Annotated in this window: 18 protein-coding genes; 12 read left to right on the top strand and 6 right to left on the bottom strand. The window is 53.7% G+C overall.

Annotated elements, in window-relative coordinates:
• The first annotated feature begins 93 nt into the window (after positions 1-93).
• Positions 94-1,089, top strand: coding sequence for a D-2-hydroxyacid dehydrogenase family protein (locus tag TH3_RS11875; protein ID WP_007091907.1), 996 nt, complete (start codon positions 94-96; stop codon positions 1,087-1,089).
• Between the two features lie 45 nt (positions 1,090-1,134).
• Here TH3_RS11875 and TH3_RS11870 read toward each other — a convergent pair whose 3' ends face one another.
• The gene (locus tag TH3_RS11870) at positions 1,135-2,043 is read right to left on the bottom strand and encodes a DMT family transporter (RefSeq protein ID WP_007091906.1); all 909 of its coding nucleotides are present in this window, start codon (positions 2,041-2,043) and stop codon (positions 1,135-1,137) included.
• A 210-nt stretch (positions 2,044-2,253) separates the two neighbouring features.
• Between TH3_RS11870 and TH3_RS11865 the strand changes: the two genes are divergently transcribed.
• Positions 2,254-3,147 (top strand): helix-turn-helix domain-containing protein, encoded by an 894-nt coding sequence (locus TH3_RS11865; protein ID WP_076519702.1) that lies wholly within the window; start codon positions 2,254-2,256, stop codon positions 3,145-3,147.
• Positions 3,148-3,223: 76 nt separating this feature from the next.
• Here the strand turns inward: TH3_RS11865 and TH3_RS11860 are convergent, their stop codons facing one another.
• Positions 3,224-4,099: an EAL domain-containing protein gene (locus TH3_RS11860; protein WP_233421757.1), complete on the bottom strand. Its 876-nt coding sequence runs from the start codon at positions 4,097-4,099 to the stop codon at positions 3,224-3,226.
• A gap of 601 nt (positions 4,100-4,700) precedes the next feature.
• On the opposite strand from TH3_RS11860, the gene TH3_RS11855 reads away from it, so the two are divergent.
• From TH3_RS11855 to TH3_RS11825, 7 genes are all read left to right on the top strand, one after another.
• A complete protein-coding gene (locus TH3_RS11855; RefSeq protein ID WP_007091903.1) occupies positions 4,701-5,681 on the top strand; it encodes a C4-dicarboxylate TRAP transporter substrate-binding protein in 981 nt (326 codons plus the stop codon).
• Between the two features lie 89 nt (positions 5,682-5,770).
• Positions 5,771-6,223: a TRAP transporter small permease gene (locus TH3_RS11850; RefSeq protein WP_007091902.1), complete on the top strand. Its 453-nt coding sequence runs from the start codon at positions 5,771-5,773 to the stop codon at positions 6,221-6,223.
• Positions 6,223-7,503 (top strand): TRAP transporter large permease, encoded by a 1,281-nt coding sequence (locus TH3_RS11845; protein WP_007091901.1) that lies wholly within the window; start codon positions 6,223-6,225, stop codon positions 7,501-7,503. Before TH3_RS11850 ends, TH3_RS11845 begins: the two co-directional genes overlap by 1 nt.
• Positions 7,504-7,556: 53 nt before the next feature.
• The gene (locus tag TH3_RS11840) at positions 7,557-8,273 is read left to right on the top strand and encodes a GntR family transcriptional regulator (RefSeq protein WP_007091900.1); all 717 of its coding nucleotides are present in this window, start codon (positions 7,557-7,559) and stop codon (positions 8,271-8,273) included.
• Between the two features lie 146 nt (positions 8,274-8,419).
• A complete protein-coding gene (locus TH3_RS22415; protein ID WP_007091899.1) occupies positions 8,420-9,286 on the top strand; it encodes an AraC family transcriptional regulator in 867 nt (288 codons plus the stop codon).
• A gap of 110 nt (positions 9,287-9,396) precedes the next feature.
• On the top strand, positions 9,397-10,290 hold the full coding sequence (yddG, locus tag TH3_RS11830; protein WP_007091898.1) for an aromatic amino acid exporter YddG: 894 nt from the start codon (positions 9,397-9,399) through the stop codon (positions 10,288-10,290).
• Positions 10,291-10,355: 65 nt separating this feature from the next.
• Positions 10,356-11,339 (top strand): adenosine deaminase, encoded by a 984-nt coding sequence (locus tag TH3_RS11825; RefSeq protein ID WP_007091897.1) that lies wholly within the window; start codon positions 10,356-10,358, stop codon positions 11,337-11,339.
• A 39-nt stretch (positions 11,340-11,378) separates the two neighbouring features.
• On the opposite strand, the gene TH3_RS11820 is transcribed toward TH3_RS11825, so the two are convergent.
• Positions 11,379-12,362 carry a phytanoyl-CoA dioxygenase family protein gene (locus TH3_RS11820; protein WP_007091896.1) on the bottom strand — a complete coding sequence of 328 codons (984 nt, stop codon included), beginning with the start codon at positions 12,360-12,362 and terminating at the stop codon, positions 11,379-11,381.
• A 140-nt stretch (positions 12,363-12,502) separates the two neighbouring features.
• Between TH3_RS11820 and TH3_RS11815 the strand changes: the two genes are divergently transcribed.
• A complete protein-coding gene (locus tag TH3_RS11815) occupies positions 12,503-13,441 on the top strand; it encodes a helix-turn-helix domain-containing protein (RefSeq protein ID WP_007091895.1) in 939 nt (312 codons plus the stop codon).
• 17 nt (positions 13,442-13,458) lie between these two features.
• Here the strand turns inward: TH3_RS11815 and TH3_RS11810 are convergent, their stop codons facing one another.
• The 3 genes from TH3_RS11810 to TH3_RS11800 all read right to left on the bottom strand — a co-directional run bounded on the left by TH3_RS11810 (position 13,459) and on the right by TH3_RS11800 (position 16,304).
• Positions 13,459-14,400 carry an alpha/beta fold hydrolase gene (locus TH3_RS11810; protein WP_007091894.1) on the bottom strand — a complete coding sequence of 314 codons (942 nt, stop codon included), beginning with the start codon at positions 14,398-14,400 and terminating at the stop codon, positions 13,459-13,461.
• Positions 14,401-14,454: 54 nt separating this feature from the next.
• On the bottom strand, positions 14,455-15,759 hold the full coding sequence (locus TH3_RS11805) for an alpha/beta hydrolase (protein WP_007091893.1): 1,305 nt from the start codon (positions 15,757-15,759) through the stop codon (positions 14,455-14,457).
• 140 nt (positions 15,760-15,899) lie between these two features.
• Positions 15,900-16,304 (bottom strand): OsmC family protein, encoded by a 405-nt coding sequence (locus TH3_RS11800; RefSeq protein ID WP_007091892.1) that lies wholly within the window; start codon positions 16,302-16,304, stop codon positions 15,900-15,902.
• 197 nt (positions 16,305-16,501) lie between these two features.
• Between TH3_RS11800 and TH3_RS11795 the strand changes: the two genes are divergently transcribed.
• Together TH3_RS11795 and TH3_RS11790 are read left to right on the top strand one after the other, a co-directional pair.
• The gene (locus TH3_RS11795; RefSeq protein ID WP_007091891.1) at positions 16,502-16,843 is read left to right on the top strand and encodes a hypothetical protein; all 342 of its coding nucleotides are present in this window, start codon (positions 16,502-16,504) and stop codon (positions 16,841-16,843) included.
• A 156-nt stretch (positions 16,844-16,999) separates the two neighbouring features.
• Positions 17,000-18,676: a sensor domain-containing protein gene (locus TH3_RS11790; RefSeq protein WP_007091890.1), complete on the top strand. Its 1,677-nt coding sequence runs from the start codon at positions 17,000-17,002 to the stop codon at positions 18,674-18,676.
• Positions 18,677-18,808 lie beyond the last annotated feature (132 nt).

Genomic DNA, 18,808 nt, shown 5'->3' with positions numbered 1-18,808 from the left:
GGATCAGGGTGATCTGTCTTGCGTCGGTATTCCCGTGATGCGAGTATTGCCTAAAGTGCCGTAATCATGGCGCAAAATATAGCGGGATTAAGAATGAAGATCGCAATTCTTGACGACTATCTCGACAGCATTTTTCATCTGCCATGCTATAGCAAGCTGGCCGGGCATGACGTGACCATCCTCACGCAGAAATATGATGATCCGGCTGATCTGGCGGGCGCAATTGGCGATGCGGAGGCGGTCGTCCTGTTTCGCGAACGCACCAAAATCACCGATGAATTGCTGGCACATTTGCCAGGCGTAAAACTGATCAGTCAGCGCAGTGCCTATCCGCATATTGATGTCGATGCCTGCACGAAACGCGGTGTTTTGCTGTGCTCGAAACAGGGGGCGGGCAAGGCGCCATCCTATGCGGCGGCGGAAATGACATGGGCGCTGATCATGGCATCCGCCCGCCAGATCGTCGAACAGAATGCGTCGCTCAAAGCAGGCCAATGGCAGATGGGAATCGGCAAGACATTGCGCGGGCGAACCCTCGGTATCCTTGGATATGGCAAGATTTCGCGCGTGGTGGCGGGCTATGCCAGGGCGTTCGGCATGAATGTGCTGGTCTGGGCGTCCGAGGCATCGCGCAAGGCTGCTACTGAGGACGGCCTTGATGTCGCCGCATCGCGCGAGGCATTCTTTGCCACGCCCGATATCGTCACGGTGCATATGCGTCTGACGCCGGAAACGCGCGGCACGATTACGGCTGATGATCTGGCGCGGATGCGGCCCGACAGCCTGTTTGTCAATACATCGCGGGCCGGGCTGGTGGTGCCGGGCGCGCTTCTGGCGGCCCTTGATGCCGGACATCCGGGGAAGGCGGCGGTGGATGTGCTCGATACCGAACCCCTGATCGACGCCGATGACCGGTTTGCCAACCATCCCAACGTGCTGGCGACCCCGCATGTCGGCTTCGTGACCGAGGATGAACTGGACATGCAGTTTGGCGATATTTTCGATCAGCTTGTGGCCTATGCCAACGGCGATCCGATCCACATGATCAACCCCGAAGTCTGGCACGGGCGCAAAGCCAAACCGGCATAGGTTGGCACACGGTCGCCTGTGATATCTCAGGCGACCGTTTTTTGTTCATGCCTTGGCGGCGGCTTTGGCGGCTCGGGCTTTTGCGCCGGGCAGGCGGGCAAATATCGTGATATTGCCAAGGAAGATCATCACAAGCCCCGTCGCCCCAATCGGCGTCCAGACATAGCCCTCAAGGAAGGTCGAAACCGTAAGGGCCACCACCGGGAACAGGACGGTGACATAAGCCGCACGCCCCGCACCGACCCGGTGCACCAGTGCCAGATAGGCAATAAAGGCAACGACCGACCCCGGAATGGCCAGATACAGAAGCCCGCCAATATAGACCGGATCGGTCGGCAGGACCGGCGTCTGACCGCGCAGCAGGGCAAAGATCAGAAGCATGACCGCACCATAAGCCATGCCACGCGCGACCGCATCGCGGTTGGGAATACCCATCGCGTTCAGTTTGACCGAAACCATGTTGCCCATGCTAAACACCGCCGTCCCGCCAAGCGCAAACAAAAGGCCGGTGATGGCATGCGGGTTATGCGACAGGGCATAAATCTGATTGGCAAACAGGCACGCAATGCCGCCAAGGCCGAACGCGGCCCCGAAAACAAAACGCAATCCCGGTCGCTGCCCATAAAAGGCCCAGTTGCCAAGCGCGTTGAAAATGGTCGATGTGGTAAAGATCACCGCAACAATCCCCGATGCGATATAGCCGGTCGCCGAATACATCAGGATAAAGTTGATGCCAAACAACCCGCAGCCCAGCAGCACGATCCACGGATGGGCCTGCCACGGAACCGGCCGCCATTTTCGTGACAGGATCAGGAAAGCGCACAGCACGACAGCAGCCAGCAAAAAGCGATAGAAGATCGACATTTCAATCGGGATCGGCCCGATCTGAAGCTTGATCGCATACCAGGTAAATCCCCAGCAGGCCGTGACGATCAGAAAAAGCAATGCGGTCATGATAAAGCGGAAACTCCGGTGGCGAGAGGGAGAGAATGATATGTGGGGCATATCCGAAGCCAGTTTATAGACCGTTTTGCGGGGGACGGGCTTTCACGAACTTGCGGTGTTTTTCACAATCTTGCGCAAATCAATGCAGTCCTTCGCACGCCGGGCTTTGCAATATGGTGCAGCAATGCGATGATTGTGCCTTGGAAACAGGACGTGCCGATGTTTGTGCCCAATGGCCGATACCAGAATTTTGAAGTCTACAATCAGCTGATCGGTGATGCCGAACTGCTGAATGCGGGCGATTTTGGCGACAGCATTTCGGCCGCACACTGGCGGCGCAATGCGGATGTCATGACCCGCTATACCGACCCTGACCATCACACCATCAGCCTGTATGTCAATGGTGGTACAGGCATTAAACGCCAGATCGGACCTGATCCGCTAACCGGTGGCGGGCCGGGGCGTTGCTGCCTGATGCCGGCCCATCTGACATCGGATTGGGTGGTCAATGGCGAGGTCGAACTGTTCCACCTCTATATCCCGCATTCCGCGTGGGAACGCGCGGTGGTCGAGGCATTTGATATTGAACCCAACGCCGTTGAGGTTCCTGAAAAGACATTCTTCCTCGATCCCCTGATCGAGCAGACAATCCGCCACGCCATGTTGCCGCTGGACTGGAGTGCCCCGGCGGACCGCATGGCGATGTCGAGTGCTGGGCAGATGCTGATGGGGCATATGCTGCGCAGCTATTCGTCGAAACGCGATCTGGAATTCCGGGTGCGCGGTGGCCTGTCGCCGCAAATCAGACGTCGGGTGTTTGATTTTATCGAGGCCAATCTGGATCAGCCGCTGTCACTCGAACAGATTTCGGCCGAGGCGGGGCTTTCGCCCTATCACTTTGCGCGCATGTTCCGCCAGTCGGTGGGCGAGGCACCGCATAAATATGTTCTGCGCCGCCGGATTGAGGCCGCCAAACGGATGCTGCGCGATCCGGCATTGTCGGTTGCCGATATCGCGCTCGCCACCGGTTTTTCAAGCCAGGCCCATCTGACCACGCGGTTCAGCAGCTTTACCGGCCTGACCCCGGCAAAGTTCCGAAGCGTCGCCCGGTAGCGGCGGGGGCGGCGATGTGCTTGTGCCCGCAGACAAGCGATGGCGTTGCGAGATTGCGGAATAATGGGATTGGGCTTTATGCGTTGCCGGCAAAGGGCAAGGCGTTTGGTCTGCCAAGCAGATATCCTTGCACATAATCCACGCCGTGACTGGTCAGGAAATCAAGTTCGCCCTGGCGTTCTATCCCTTCTGCGACGACGTCAATGTCGAGTTGCTTGGCCAGATCGATCAGCTTGCTGACAATGGCCTGTTTGTATTTATCCTGATCAACATGGTCGATCAGTTCACGGTCGATTTTAATGATGTCGGGTTGCAGTTGCGGCAACATGTTCAGGGTCGAATAGCCCGATCCAACATCGTCCAGTGCAACCCGAAAACCAGAATCGCGATAGGATTTCAGGATCGCACCAAGATGTTCAATACTGCGGACTTTTTCAGTTTCGATAACTTCAAAGACAACATTGTTGCGATCCAACCCGCATTCCGACACCACATCAATCGTTGTGCGCAGGCAGGAATCCGGATCGTAGATCGAACTTGGCGTGAAGTTGATAAACAGATTTCCCGAAATCCCTGCTTTGTGCGCGTTACGGACATTTGCAGCCCGGGCTGCCCGGTCAAGCTGGAACAGCAGATCGGCTGATTGGGCCGCGCCGAATAGTTTATCTGGTGTGATGACATTGCCGGTTTTATCGGTCCCGCGGATCAGGCATTCATGGGCATAGGGTTTTGTGATGTTTCCAACGGCAAAAATCGGTTGGAAAACGGAATTCAGGCGATTTTCCCGCAGCATATCGCCAAGCCATTCCGCGCCGATCTGTGCGCGTATGGCACCAAGCGACGTGACGCGCGCAATGTCGTCAAGTTGGGGTTCCCTATTGCCGGGCATGATCAGCGCCTTGGTGTCAGTGATTTCTTCGGACAGCAGATTTTCGGAAATCGCATCAATCATCGGGCGCAGACCCGGACGTACATAATTAAGATAAAGCGTTGCAACGGATGTGCTTTTTTCTGCGGAGTGCCCGGACTTCTTGATATTGGCAAGAATTTTTCCCGTTGTATGTGCAACAGGAGGCCAAAGGTAAAGGCGGCCTTCACTTGGGGCCATTTCCGGTATTTGGTCGCACTTCTCGCAGAAGGTCAAAATCGTCTCCGCTTTTTGGTTTTCCAGATCACCCGAAGGTCCATCATCTTGTAAGATAATGGCTTCCTTCATTAAAGCATATGGGATTTGGGTGTGGCAAAAAAAGCCTGAACGTCGGGCGAGATCGGACCTGCCTGCTAAATATGATTGGTAAATATGATCGGATTTTACGCACATTCGACGGTGGCCAATTTCTGATTTTGCGTCCCCGATAGGTCAAAGATCATTTCCCGGTTGATTACAAGTTTCAGCGTCTGGAATTGAAAATTTTCAACTAATCTTTTGATTTTTAATGATTTTTACAAGTTGAAAAATCGATTGACAAGATTGACCGGAGCTATCTAAAATTTCAAACAAACTAAAATATCAATTAATGGCAAAATGCCAATCCAACGGGAGGACTTCCATAATGAAATTTACTGCGAAAACACTCGGAATCTGTGCTGTACTTGCCGGGGCGCTTGCTGCGGGAATGCCTGCGACGGCTGCAACGACGCTTCGTATCGGAACGGTTCTGGCACCAAATGACCCGATGGGGCAGGGGCTTGAGAAGTTCAAGCTTGATGTCGAAAAAGCCACCAATGGCGACGTTATTATCGAGGTTTTCCACAATTCCCAGCTGGGTGACACCACCGAAATGATCGATCAGGCGCGTGCGGGTGCCGGTATCGGTACGGTCACGGATGTCGCCCGTCTTTCAAGCTTCGTTCCGTCGCTGGCGATCATGTCGGCACCGTTCCTGTTTGATACCTATGAACAGGCCGACAAATTTGCCCTTTCGGATGAATATATCGCCTGGGGTGATGAACTTCGCGAGAAATCTGGCCTCGTGATGATTGCATCGAACTGGTATCAGGGGGCGCGCCACGCCCTGACACAGAAACCGGTGAAAAGTCCGGCTGATCTTGCCGGTGTTCGCATGCGGACAATCGGTGCGCCTGTCTGGATTGAAACCATCCGCGCAATGGGTGCCGAACCGACCCCGATTGCATGGGGCGAAGTATACACCGCCCTTCAGCTTGGCACGATTGACGGTGCCGAAGCCCAGCCGACCGCAATCTGGAATGCCAAACTTTACGAAGTGATCAAGAATGTGACCAAAACCGGCCATATCCAGCTCGTGACCGCGCTGGTTGTTGGTGCCGAGGCATGGGATGAAATCTCTCCTGAAAATCAGAAGATTGTACGTGATCTTGCGGTCGAGGACGGTCGTTATGCGTCGCAGCTAACCATCGAGCTTGGCGAAAAGGCGCTTGAAGATGTTGCCGCAAGCGGGGTTGAGGTCAGCGAAGTTGACCTTGCGCCATTCAAGGAAGCTGTAAAGCCGGTTTACAAGCAGCTTGATCTCGAAGCCGAGGCGGCCATCGTCAATAAAGTTCTCGGTCGCTGATTTTCCGGTAACGGTAAACGTGCCTTGCGAATGTGCGTTGTTCCGCATGCGGGGCAACGCACATCAATCTTCAAGATGGAATGGAATACATGCTCAAGCAAATTGAGTTTGCCTGTGCCGGGATTCTGCTTGTTGCAATTGTCGTTCTGGTGGGCGTTGCGTCAATTGCCAGGGCGGTGGGATCCCCGATTATCTGGTCAATTGAAATGGCCCAGCTTATTTTCGTCTGGCTTTGCATGCTGGCAGCTGACATTGGCATGCAGGAAAACCGGCATTTCGGTCTTCAGGTCCTGCAGGACAACATATCCCCCAAAGCACGCGATCTCGTCGAATTGTTCAATATCGTCGTGATCATCGGGTTCCTTGCGTTTCTGCTGTATTACGCGTGGGGCAATATGATTTTGATGCATCCCCGTCTTGTCGGCGCGACGCAAATCCATGCCTCTTACATCCATGCTTCGATGGTCGTCGGTCTGATCCTTTTGATGCGGACCATGGTGTTTAAGCTTATCGAACGAATTCGAAGCAGGGGGCAGTTCTGATGCTCATACTGATTGCGGTACTATTTACGGTTTTTCTGGTCATCGGAATGCCTGTCGCCTTTGCCTTGGCGCTTGCTTCGGTGCCGGTATTCATTATGACCGGGGCCATGCCGCCAACCGTGGTGATCCAGAAAATGGTAACGGCAACACAAAGCTTTCCGCTTTTGGCTGTGCCGTTCTTCATCCTTGCCGGAAATCTGATGAATGTGACGGGGATTACGTTCCGTCTGGTCAAGTTTGCCCGTTTGCTAACCGGCTGGATGGCCGGGGGGCTGGCACAGGTATCCATCGTTCTAAGCTTCATGATGGGCGGGATTTCGGGGTCGGCCGTTGCCGATGCCTCGATGGAAGCGCGCCTTCTGGGGCCCAGCATGATCAAGCAGGGCTATTCCAAGGCATCAACGGCTGCGGTTCTGGCCTTCGGGTCGGTTATCACCGCAACCATTCCACCAAGCATCGGACTGATCCTGTTCGGGTTTGTGAATGAAGTTTCGATCGGTCGCCTGTTTTTGGCCGGCGTTCTGCCCGGTATTTTCCTGACGATTGTCCTGATGATCACATCCTGGTTTGTCGCGCATAAGAACGGTTATAAACCCGACCTGCCAAAGGTGCCGAGTGGAAAAGAGCTTTGGTCGAGCTTTTCGGAAAGCATCTGGGCGCTCGCATTTCCTGTCATTCTGATTGTCGGCTTCCGCTTTGGTCTGTTTACCGCGACCGAGGCGGGCGCGTTCCTTGTTTTCTATGCGCTTTGTGTCGGATTTTTTGTTTATCGGGAACTGGACCGCAAAAAGCTTTACGAAGCGGTGACCGGCTCTGTTTCCGATCTTGGCATGGTGATGTTGCTGATCATTATGGCGGCGGTTCTGGGCTATGCCATGACCATTGAGCGCGCACCCCAGCAGATTACCGAGTTCGTCACAACGCTTACCGAAAACCCGGTTCTGATCCTGACGCTTGTTGTCGCGGTTCTTGTGATCAGCGGCATGTTCCTTGAAGGAGCGGCCAACATCCTTCTGGTCACGCCGATTGTCATGCCGGTTCTGGTCAATGCCGGATATGACCCGGTCCATATGGGGATTTTGATCGTGACCCTGATCAATTTTGGCGGTCTGACGCCACCGGTCGGGGTCATCATGTTTACGGTTTGTGGCATTCTGGATGTCAAAACCGGCGCTTATACCCGGGCATCGATCCCGTTCTTCATTGCGATGGTGGTATTTTTCGTTTTGATGGCGGCAGTGCCAAGCTTGACGTTGTTATTGCCCAACGCATTGATGTAATGAAGGGACCAAGGGATGCAGGCACATGCGCAATTGCCGGGAGTTGAGTGAAAATGAATACATTCATGGGCGGTCTCATGCCTGTTTATGATAGCGCGATGAAAGCCAATGCGCATGTTCCTGCTTCGGCACTTGTTTATGAGGAACTGAGAAGCCGGATCATTTCGCTTGTCCTTCCGCCTGAAACAACACTGGTTCGGGCAGAACTGGCGGACAGTTTCAAAGTCAGCCAGTCACCGGTGCGTGAAGCCATCATGCGTCTGGAACAGGATGGGTTGGTTGCATCCTATCCCCAGTCGCGAACCGTGGTGACCAAGATTGATGTTGCCCGTATCCGCGAGGAGCATTTTCTGCGTGTTGCGGCGGAATGCGAAGTGGTGCGGCAATTGGCGGAAATGGGGGAAACTGCCGCCGTTGTCAAAGCCAAGGGCATTATCAAAATGCAGGAAGCCCTTGCGGGTGATATCGAACAGATTGATCTGTTCAAGCAGCTGGATGAGACGTTCCATGCGGCTCTTTTCAATGGGGTCAATCAATCAAACCTGCATGTGCAGGTGACGGCGCGCAGCGGTCATCTGGCGCGCGTTCGCATGCTTGATCTGCCGCGTGCGGGTAAAATGCTTTCGGTGCTTGAAGGTCACAAGGCGGTAATTGCCGCGATCCAGTCCGGTGATGGCAATTTGGCCAGTTCGGAAATGCGGCAGCATCTTTCGGGAACCATGGAACGTTTGCCACAGATCGTTGAAGAAAACAGGGAACTGTTTTCATAAGGTTTTAGCCTTCCTCCCGGGCGACCAATCAGCAAGGCGTTTTTAATAAACGCCTTGCTGATTTTGTTTGTGCCGGTATCGGCTGTCGAGGGGCTTTGCGGAACTGCGGCAATCGCATATCCTGTGGCTCTTGAACAGGAACAGAAATGCAAACAAGTTTTCGCCAGTATCGGTCTGAAGCCGCCAGCCACAGTCACGACGATTTCCACCAGATCATCATTGCTGATCTTGGCATGCTCGAGCTTGAGGTCGAGGGGCGCGGTGGCTGTGTTTCGGGCCGCAGGCTGGCGTTTGTTCCGGCGGGCGATACCCATGCCTATCGGGCGTTGGGGATGAACCGTTTTCTTGTGCTTGATGTCGATATCGATCTTGCGGCGCAAACCGGGCTTGAACGGTTTTGGTATCAGGCGGGTGCGTCAACCTATCTTGAAGTCGGGGCTGGCTATGCTGGGCATTTGACAGGTCTTTTGCAAGGACTTGAGCAAAAGCGTGTGATATCGCGCATACGGCGATTTTCGCCGGATGGGCAGGGGAGACTGCAATCTGAAAATCTGTCATTGCGTCATGTGGCGGGAATTGCTGTGTGTGAAAACACCTTTGCCGATGACGCGTTTGTTTGCAAAACTTTAGGCGAAGTCCTGTGCCATTCAGCAGCCACGCAAACTGACAAAGCCGACGCAGGCAGCATGATTCCGATGCGCTTGCAGCGCCTGCTTGCCTGGATTGAGCTGCGCCTTTCCGAACCGGTCGGGGTTCCTGAAATGGCGAAGATTACCGCGCAATCGGAAAGCGCGTTATTTGCGGCGTTTCAAAAGCATCTGGGTACAACGCCGATGCGCTGGCTTGGCGAACAACGATTACAGCGTGCCTATGCAATGCTGAATGATCCGAAAAATACAATGCCGCTTGGCGATATCGCGCGCGAGGTCGGTTTTACCGATCAAAGTGCGTTTTCCCGTGCCTTTTCCCGGCGGTTCGGACATGCGCCGATTGCGCTTCGCCGCCGAACTTAAAGGCCTCCGGGTTTATCTCATTCGAATGAAATCCGGAGTTTCGGCAAAGACGTCTTCATCCCGACCTGCTTTGATCACCGCTGCGATTAGTTGAACTTCGGGATGGTTTCATGACTTTGCTTGATCACCGTACAAAGGCCACCATGATTGGTGGTATTGCCATTGTGCTTTGGGCCTTGCTGGCGTTATTTACGACAGAAGTCAGTGCCATCCCGCCTTTTCAACTGGTCAGTCTTTGTTTCTCCGTTGCGGCCATTTTCAGCTTTATCTGGATCGCGCGCGGCGGGTTGGCGGCATTTCAGGCATTGAGGCAACCGGTTGGTGCCTGGGTGCTTGGGGTTGGCGGGTTGTTTGGGTATCACTTTTTCTATTTCGTAGCCTTGGCCAATGCGCCCGCGGTTGATGCCAGTCTGATTGCCTATCTGTGGCCACTTTTTATTGTCCTGTTTTCTGCACTTCTGCCCGGCGAACGATTGCGATGGTATCACATTGCCGGTGCGGTTCTGGGACTTTGCGGGGCTGCGGTTCTGGTGACCAAAGGGCATGGGTTTGATTTTGATCCGGCCTATGGTCTTGGCTATGGTGCGGCAATGGTTTGCTCTATCCTGTGGTCGGGATATTCGGTTTTGAACCGGCGCTATCGCAATGTTCCTGTTGAAGCCGTTTGCGGATTTTGTGCCGGTGCGGCGTTATTGGGTTTCATAACACACGGCGTGACTGAAATCTGGGTCATGCCGGATGCGGGGCAATGGCTTGCGATTATCGGGCTTGGTCTTGGCCCGGTCGGGGTTGCTTTCTTTGTCTGGGATTATGGCACCAAGCATGGCGATATTCAGGTTCTGGGTGTCGCGTCTTATGGTGCACCGTTACTCAGCACGATCCTGCTGATCGGTTTTGGCAAAGCCGAAGCAAGCCCGACCGTGATCGCGGGGTGCCTTTTGATTGTTGGTGGCGCGCTTTTGGCTTCGATAAAAATGCTGCGACGGAAAACGGTTGTTGCGTGACCTAGGGCCTTGTTGGCGCTAGAACTGGATCAGGAAAGAAAATAAGAAAATCCGGAGCGCCAGAAATGACACAGCATATTCCCAAGGCCGAATTGCATCTGCATATGGAAGGTGCGTTGACCCCTGCATTGGTGCGCAAATTCGCCGCCCGCAACGGTATTAGCCTTCCGGACGGGATTTATGATGATCAGGATCGGTATATCTGGTCAAACTTCCCCGAATTTCTGGGCAGTTTTGACAGGGCGAGTGCGGCAATCCGTACCGGTAAGGATTATGCCGATCTGACGCATTGGTATCTGTGCGAACAGGCCAAAGCGGGGGCGCTTTATGTCGAGATTTTCTGTTCGCCGTCACATGCACTGGAATGTGGCATTTCCTTTGATGATCATTTGAATGGTGTTGCCGAGGGGATTGACCGTGCCGGGAAGGAAACCGGAATTATCGGACGGATCATCATGACCTGCGTTCGCCATATCGGCCCGGAAAAGGCGATTGGTGTGGCGACTGATACGGTTGCGTGTGATCATCCCTATATTGTCGGGTTTGGCATGGGCGGGAATGAAAGCATGTTTTCGCAGGAAGCGTTTTACCCGGCCTATAAAATTGCCGCCGATGCCGGGCTTGGATGTACAACGCATGCCGGTGAAGTTGAAGGTCCGCAAAGTGTGTGGGATGCAATCGACAAATTGCCGGTGACCCGAATAGGGCATGGTGTGCGATCCATCGAAGACCCGAAACTGGTCGAAGAACTGGTGAAACGCGGCATTGTTCTGGAAGTGTGCCCCGGATCGAATATTGCCCTGTCTGTATATCCGGATTACGAATCCCACCCTTTGCGCAGGCTTTATGATTCCGGGGTTAAGGTGACGTTGGGATCAGATGATCCGCCGTTCTTCCACACAACATTGGCCGAGGAGTATCAGCGCGCTAAAGATGTGTTTGGTTTTAGCGAGAATGAGCTTCGTGGTATAACGCGTACCGCCCTTGAGGCGGCCTTTGTGGATGCGGACACGAAAGCCATACTGATCGCAAAGCTTGATGCGAACTAATACAAAACGCCCCAGAAATCCGGGGCGTTTTTTGTTCTGTTACCAGGCAACTTTACCCAGAAGCTTTTCACCAAGCGGTGTCAGCTTTGCGCGTTCATAGCGCGTCTGTTCCCAATTGCGCGGGTCACCCGGGAAGGCGTGACCGCGTGCCGGCAGGCGTTCCGACCAGCTTTTGGTCCGCCAATCAACAAGTTCCTGTTCCTCGGGCGTTGCCGGGGCCATGGATATATATTGCGCAACGCGGGTCTGGTTGGACCGGTTGGCGCGAATGCCATGTGCAAGCAGGCTATTGAAAATCAGAAGATCGCCCGCCTGCATCGGGATGCGTTTGAGTTCATACGGAATATTGGCGATGTCCGGCCGGAACGGGTCTCGGTCCTTTGGCGCGGTGGCAAGCCATTCGGCGAAATTGGCAAACAGGTCCGGTACGCACTGGAACCCACCCATATCATCATTGGTGTCGACCAGCGATAAAACGCCCTGCACATTGATCGGCAGCGGGACCTGACTGGTATCGGCGTCCCAATGAATGAAACCATCAAAGGCACGCGTGCCGACATTGGGCGTATTAAGGTTGGCGCGATCAATCGATACCCAAAGATCGGTCCGATCCCAGATATCGACAAACGCGTCATAAATCCGCGGCGTCTGGCGGTTATCCCACATTGATTGATGATGATAGGCTTCGACCATGCCAGAATTGTTCAGTTCGGTCATGGCATGGTCGCGCATTTGCGGCCGGGCCCAGCTTGCCGGATCATTCGGATCCATTTCCTGAAATTCCCAAAGGAAATCGACGGTGGCTTTGACCTGTTCCTGCGGGACGGCATTTTTTACGACAACAAAGCCATAGGTTTGCCAGTGTTTGAAGTCCGCATCCGATAGCACGCGGAGCGGCAGCGATTTTTTAAGATCACGCAATTGCGTGCCGGTGACTTCCTTGACCGAGGCATTGCCCGGCCGGTTCGCATTCGGGCCGGTCGGGGCCATTGTTGCCATGGTTGTGTTTGCCAGCATGCTCATGATTTTTCCTCCCGCATGGTTCATGATGTTGGAACCATTCTAGAGGGCCGCAATGGTCGCGCCCACTGACAGGGCGGACATAATATGATACTATTCGGCCAAATTAATCGATTTTGATAGCCGTATAAGCGGGTGTTTGAATGAAACTGCTGTTCGAACATGTGAAAATTGCACCGGATCGGTCATGGCGCGGCCTGCACCGGAACCTGCGTGCGATCCCGTTCGAGTGGCATTTTCATCCGGAATACGAACTCACCCTGACGCTCGGAAGTGAGGGGCAACGCTATGTCGGGGATCATATCGGTTCTTACGGTGACGATGATCTGGTCTTGCTGGGCCCGAACCTGCCCCATACATGGCATTCGCACAATGCCGCCCCGCCCGCATCCGGGAAAATCGATATGGGAGCCTATGATCTTGATTTGCAGGCAAAGCCGGGCGAACGGCCACATCAGGCCTTTGTGTTCTGGTTTACGGCCGATTGGATCAATAATGTTTGTGAAACCATTCCGGAATTTGCGCGGCTGCGACCTGTCCTGACAGATGCACGGCGGGGTGTGAAGTTCGATACCCTATCAGCACGAAAGGTTGCGGCCTTCACACACCGGTTTGATATAGGCGATCCGGCCGACCGGTTATTGTTGCTGATAGAAGTATTGCAGATTTTGCTGGATGCGCAGGAACGGATACCGCTTGCGTCCGAACGGTTTGACGCGACGGTGCCCGATTATCATGAGGCAACCCGGCTTGGTCGGGTTCTGGATATTTTGCATTCGCACTATGTCGAACAAACCGGAAGTGCTGAAATTGCCGAGCAGACCGGCATGAGCGAGCGGACCCTGCGCCGTTTTTTCAAACGTCATACAGGGTCAAGCATTCAGGATTATCTAATGGGATTGCGGTTGGGGCGGGCGGTGTCGTTGCTGCTGTCGTCCGATTTGCCGATTTATCGGGTGGCGGAGGAATCCGGGTTTCAGAACCTGTCGCATTTCAATCGGCAATTTGCCCGTCATCGCGGCATGTCGCCCAGCCGGTTCCGGCGTGAACGGTTTGACAAGGGAATGTTGCAGTCGGTTTGAGAAGGAAGACGCGCCTATTAGAAACGAGGCAGGGGCCAGTCGGTATGATTGGTTGCCAGATGCTGGTCAAATGCCTGCCAGAAAAGGTTTCGGAAAACATCGCGTTCCTGAAGGATTTCATGGCGGGCTTCGGGGATTTCGACCATTGCAACCGATGGATGATCGCCAAACAGTTCCTGTGTGGCGCGGTTGCTGACCACCTGATCGTTTCCTGACAGAATCATCGTAATCGGGGGCAGGGGCGAGGTCACAAAATTATTATCCGGTACAATACGCTGGGATAATTCCGCCTGTGCCCTGAAACAGGCATCAAGCCATCCCGCCGAAACGCCACCAACCACCAGATCAGGGTTATCTTGCAGGCAGGTGACGTTGCGTTCGTAGCGCGCCCTATCCGACGTCAGCAGATTATCATCGCCAAAGGGTTGCAGTGGTGACAGCAGCTTTTGTCCTGGCAGGAATTGCTTGTCGAAACCATATCGGCACAGTCCGGCTGACAAAAACTGCGCGGCAAGTGCAATCCAGTCCGGCCCACCAAGCCCGAAAAATGGGGCGATCATGACGCTGCTTTCAAACAGGGACGGTTTTTCAAGCAGCATGTGCATGCCCACCAGCCCGCCAGTCGAGTGGGTCAGAAGCAGATCACAGTGGATATTGTAATGATCGGCCAGGTGCGAAAGCACATCATGCGTATCTTCGATATAATGGGCGATATCGCGGACATAACCCATATGGCTTTCGGTGACTTCGCGGGTTGATCCGCCCTGTCCGCGGAAATCGAAAGTGACACAGCCAAGCCCGCGTTCGGCAAGTTCATGTGCCGTTTCGCCGTAGCGTTCGATGAACTCGCCGCGCCCCTGAAGGATCAGGACATGACCAACGGCATTTTCAGGCGAATGCAAGGCATAACGAAATGTCAGGCCGCTTCGTCCGTTAAATCGATCAATGGCAAAGGTCATGTCTGTGCGTGCTTCTTATGGCGGCAGGCGATGATCAGTTGTGCAAACTGTTCATCAATTTGCGGTCTTTCCCGGGACTTCCAGTGACACTTCGATGAAATGGGTCATTTTATCGAGCATGCTGACAAAATCGGGGTTGAAGGTTCCGCGCCGCAGACTGCCCGGGGACGCGGAATCCGACAGATTCAATTCACCATAAACCGCATCGCTGCTGGTCTGGCATTTACTGTTAGCGCTTTGCTCGTCGTAATGGTCGCATCGACGGATAATGCCATCCATACCGTAATGCTGGTTATCGGGATGCATGGTAATGGCAGTATGGGCATGATTAAGCGTCCGCCAGTCCGGAGCCGCAGATTTGACAATGTCGACACCCTCACACAAAGGATGTTCGTCAATCAGGTGTTCCTCGCCCTGATACCAGATCAGGCGCTTGTTATCATTTGTGACCTTGTTGCAGAAAAAGTCGGCCGCCAGTAAGGGATCAACCGTGTGGTCATCGGAACTGGCCACCATGAAGACGGGGATATCGAACGTATCCATGGTGCCATCGCGATAGGGTTCAGTCAGCAGATGAAATTCCGCTGCGGCATTCATTGCCATCGAACCATATTTGGCAGCATCACTGTTTTCACCTTTGCCAACCCAGCTTTGGACATAACGGGCATAGGGTGTCAGCCATGCCTGATCGCTTTTGGCAGCAAAGCCCGGCGATAGTAAAACCATTGCCGTCATCCGCGGATCGCGGCGACGGGCATCAAATTCGCGCCCGATCAGGGCCGCCCCCATCGAATAGCCAATGGTGATGACATGGTCGGTGCCGTTTGCGAACCCGTCCATGCCATAACGCACTGTTTTGATCCAGTCCTCGTAACTGACGTCAACCAAATCACCTGGGACGGTGCCATGCCCCGGAAGAAGCAGGCCATGGAAGGTCGCGCATGGGAATTTGGATTGCAACGTATCGCGCACATCGGTCATCAGAAACGGACTGTCTGTCAGGCCATGTACCATCAGGAAACCGACATCTTTGCCATGTGCCGTGTCATTGCCCGCCGCATCGCAGGCCGCTTTGTTCGGACCTGATGCGAAAGGGGCACGCATCGCGACCACCTGGTCAAGATCGTATTGGCTAAATGGCGCGGCTTCCTTGTCAAAGCGCTTTGCTTTAAGTGCCGTGCGAAGCTGTTCGCGGGTTTTCTGGACATAATCGTCAAATGATTGGTTCTCGGCGGGGGCACCAATGGCAAGGCCGGACGGATCATGTTGCGGGTCTTCGAAAATGCATCCCGACAGTGCAATCGTCGCCGGAATGGTCATAGCGACAAGTGTCGAACGCAAAAGGCCGTTTGCGGACATGGAATGCTTCCCCGTTTCGTTTCGGTGTGGTGGCTTGTCCGATAAACTCTAACTCAGGCTGCATTATGACGCGACCAACAAAAAAGCGGCCCGTAACGGACCGCTTTGAAATCGGTGGCAGAACACGCCCGAAAGCTGGCTTATTCCATGATTTCCCAGCTATGCGTGATTTCGGCCGCCTTCGACAGCATGATCGAGGCCGAGCAATATTTCTCGGCTGAAAGTTCAACCGCACGGGCCAGTTTGGCTTCGTTCAGGTTTTCACCCTTGGCCTTGAAATGCAGGTGGATTTTCGTGAATACCTTGGGGTCGGTTTCCGCACGCTCGGCTTTGACATCGGCTTGGACATCGATGATTTTCTCGCGGCCTTTCTGAAGGATATGCACGACATCAATCGACGAGCATCCTGCCAGACCGAGAAGCAGCATCTCCATCGGGCTCGGACCAAAGCCGGTGTCACGGTTGCCATCCATGACAACGCCGTGGCCAGAGCCGCTGGTGCCGGTGAAGGTCAGATTTTCAAGCCACTTTACGCGTGCTTCCATGATCGGGTTCCTTGTCTCGAGAATTGCATGCTTCATCGTCTAGCCTGCCTGACCGGTTCGCGCAAGCCGTGATCACATAAGGCAGTTAAAGGTTGAAAAACATCAAGTGCAGGGGGGTAAAACTGTTATAGGAGTTTTTACCTTAACAGGAGATAATGTATGTCATTCCAGACCGTTATCGCCAAGGAGGGTAAATCATGACGCAGGATGCCGGACGCAGCAAAAGCCGTTTCATGATGGCTATGGAGCATGTTTTGCGTGAAGTGAACCATGAAGTCATCAGTCCTGCGATCCCTGATATGAGCGTCGATACGGCTTTGCCGCTTATTATCAATGTTGCCAAGTTGCGTGCCGACTATCTGAAATATGCCTTCAAACTCAGTGCAGATCGCAACGACAATCATCCGACGGCCGAAGAACTGGCGAAGCTTAAACTTCTTCGCGAGAGCTATCAGGAAATGCTTGCGGCTGCGCGTGAACTCGAACATTGCATTGATCGGGGATATATTGACCTGCCGGTCGGCGATAAAAAATCGTGACGCATTGGCTCTGGTCGCAAGACTAAGCTTGTCATATACTTACGTATGGAATAAGAGCTTTGAAAAAGGGCCTGCTAAGCGGCCTTGGTAATAAAATCCGATGGTTTTGGGGCATTATAGATAACACGGGAAAGGGAGTGCGTCGCAAAGCGGCGCGTGCGTGTATTGTCAATTGCTCCAGACATTGTCGCCACAGCAGCACTATCGCGTGACGGCATTATATTCATCGGTTCGTCCGATTTGAAAATCGCCCATGCCAATTTGGTTGCGGTTAACCTTTTTAACGCATCGAAGTCGGCCTTGCGAGACGGAACCGAAATCAAGCAGTTCCTTGCTTTTCTTGCCAAAAATGCGGAATTTTCGTCTGGCGACAGTGTCGGTGCGGCACGCGAAGCGCTTAGCCTCATTTCTGGTAAGGATGCCAAGGCCGATTTGCCAGCCTTTCAAATGAATGGCAGAAAAGTTACGTGGCGTAAGGCCGAAGGTCCCGAAGGTGTGACAGCACTGGTCTTTCGCGAGGCTGGCAAGGCAGAAGAACTTGCCAAGGCATTGGCCGATCACAAGCTTTTCATCCAGCATCTAATCGATGTGTTGCCTATCCCGGTTTACCTCAAGAATCTGGATGGTGTGATCAACCGTTGCAATGATGCTTTTGCCGAGTTGCTGGGGCAGGATCCCAAAAAGGTGATTGGCGGCAAATTCGCCGATGTGGCCCCGGCACCGCTTGTTAGCCGCATTTTCGATTACGAGGCGCCGTTGCTGAAATCAGAAGGCAATGTGCGTCATGAAATTGATTTCGAAATGGACGGTGTCGAAAAATCCGCATTGTTTGCCGCCGCCAGCCTGAAGGGGCCAAGTGGCGCAATTGCCGGTACGATTGGCTCGTTGATTGATGTGACATCGCTAAAACAGGCACAGGCCGAAGTCGCCGCGGCAGCACAACGTCTGACAGGGCTTTTGGAAAAGGCACCAATCGGTGTTGGCATTTCCAACCGGGATGGCGGGGAATTCCAGTTTTATAACAAGATGTTCGAGACTCTTCTGTCTCTTGATAGTGATGGGATGGTGCCAACGGACACAGTGCTTCTTTCGGAGCGATACCGAGAAAAAAGTCTTCAGGATATGGATATGCTTGGCGAATTGCAGGATGTGGAATTACGCATTCGCCGTCCGGCAGATTCAGATGCGCGGTGGTTGAAGGCATCCATGGAACCGCTGACATTCGAGGGGCAGGAATCTGTGCTCTGGTGGATAAGTGATATCACCAAGCAGAAGCTTGCCGCACGTGAACTGCAGAATAAGGCAAATAACGATGAACTGACCGGCCTGGCAAACCGTGCGCGTTACATGCAGAAGCTTTCACAATGTGAAACTGTCTTGCGCGGTACGGATACGCCAGCGTCAATCTTCCTGCTTGATCTTGATGGCTTCAAGACCGTGAACGATACATTGGGGCATGGTGCTGGCGACTGGGTTCTGGTTGAAACGGCAAAGCGGCTCAAGCGTGTTGCCCGTCGGGCGGAGGAAGTGGCGCGTCTGGGCGGTGATGAATTTACCCTGTTTTTCATTAATAAAGGTGATGAAAAGGAAATGGCGGCACTGGCCGATGACATTATTGCCGAGATCTCCAAACCCTATATGTGGGAAGGGAATCGTTGTGATATTGGTGCATCGATTGGCTTTACCGTTTTCGACGCAGGCTATTGCGACATGACCGAGCAATTACGCCGTGCTGACAAGGCCATGTATGAGGCCAAAGAAGCCGGCAAGGGGCGGGCCTGTCTCTATCGGCCAGAACTTGAACCCGATTTGCACAGGGATGATACTGTCTAGGTCTGATTGGTTTGCTCAAGTGGAATTTGGGGTGGGGGGATGTGATCATCCCGCCTTTTCCTTTGCTGATTTGATCAGTTGCATCCGCCAGTACTGCGGTTTTGCCGAGATTTTCAATTAGCTAATAGGTCT

Origin of the sequence: Thalassospira xiamenensis M-5 = DSM 17429 (assembly GCF_000300235.2) — a bacterium.
GTDB classification, from domain to species: domain Bacteria; phylum Pseudomonadota; class Alphaproteobacteria; order Rhodospirillales; family Thalassospiraceae; genus Thalassospira; species Thalassospira xiamenensis.
Note: the sequence above shows the minus strand (reverse complement) of the source record. Positions and strands in the feature narration are given on the sequence as shown.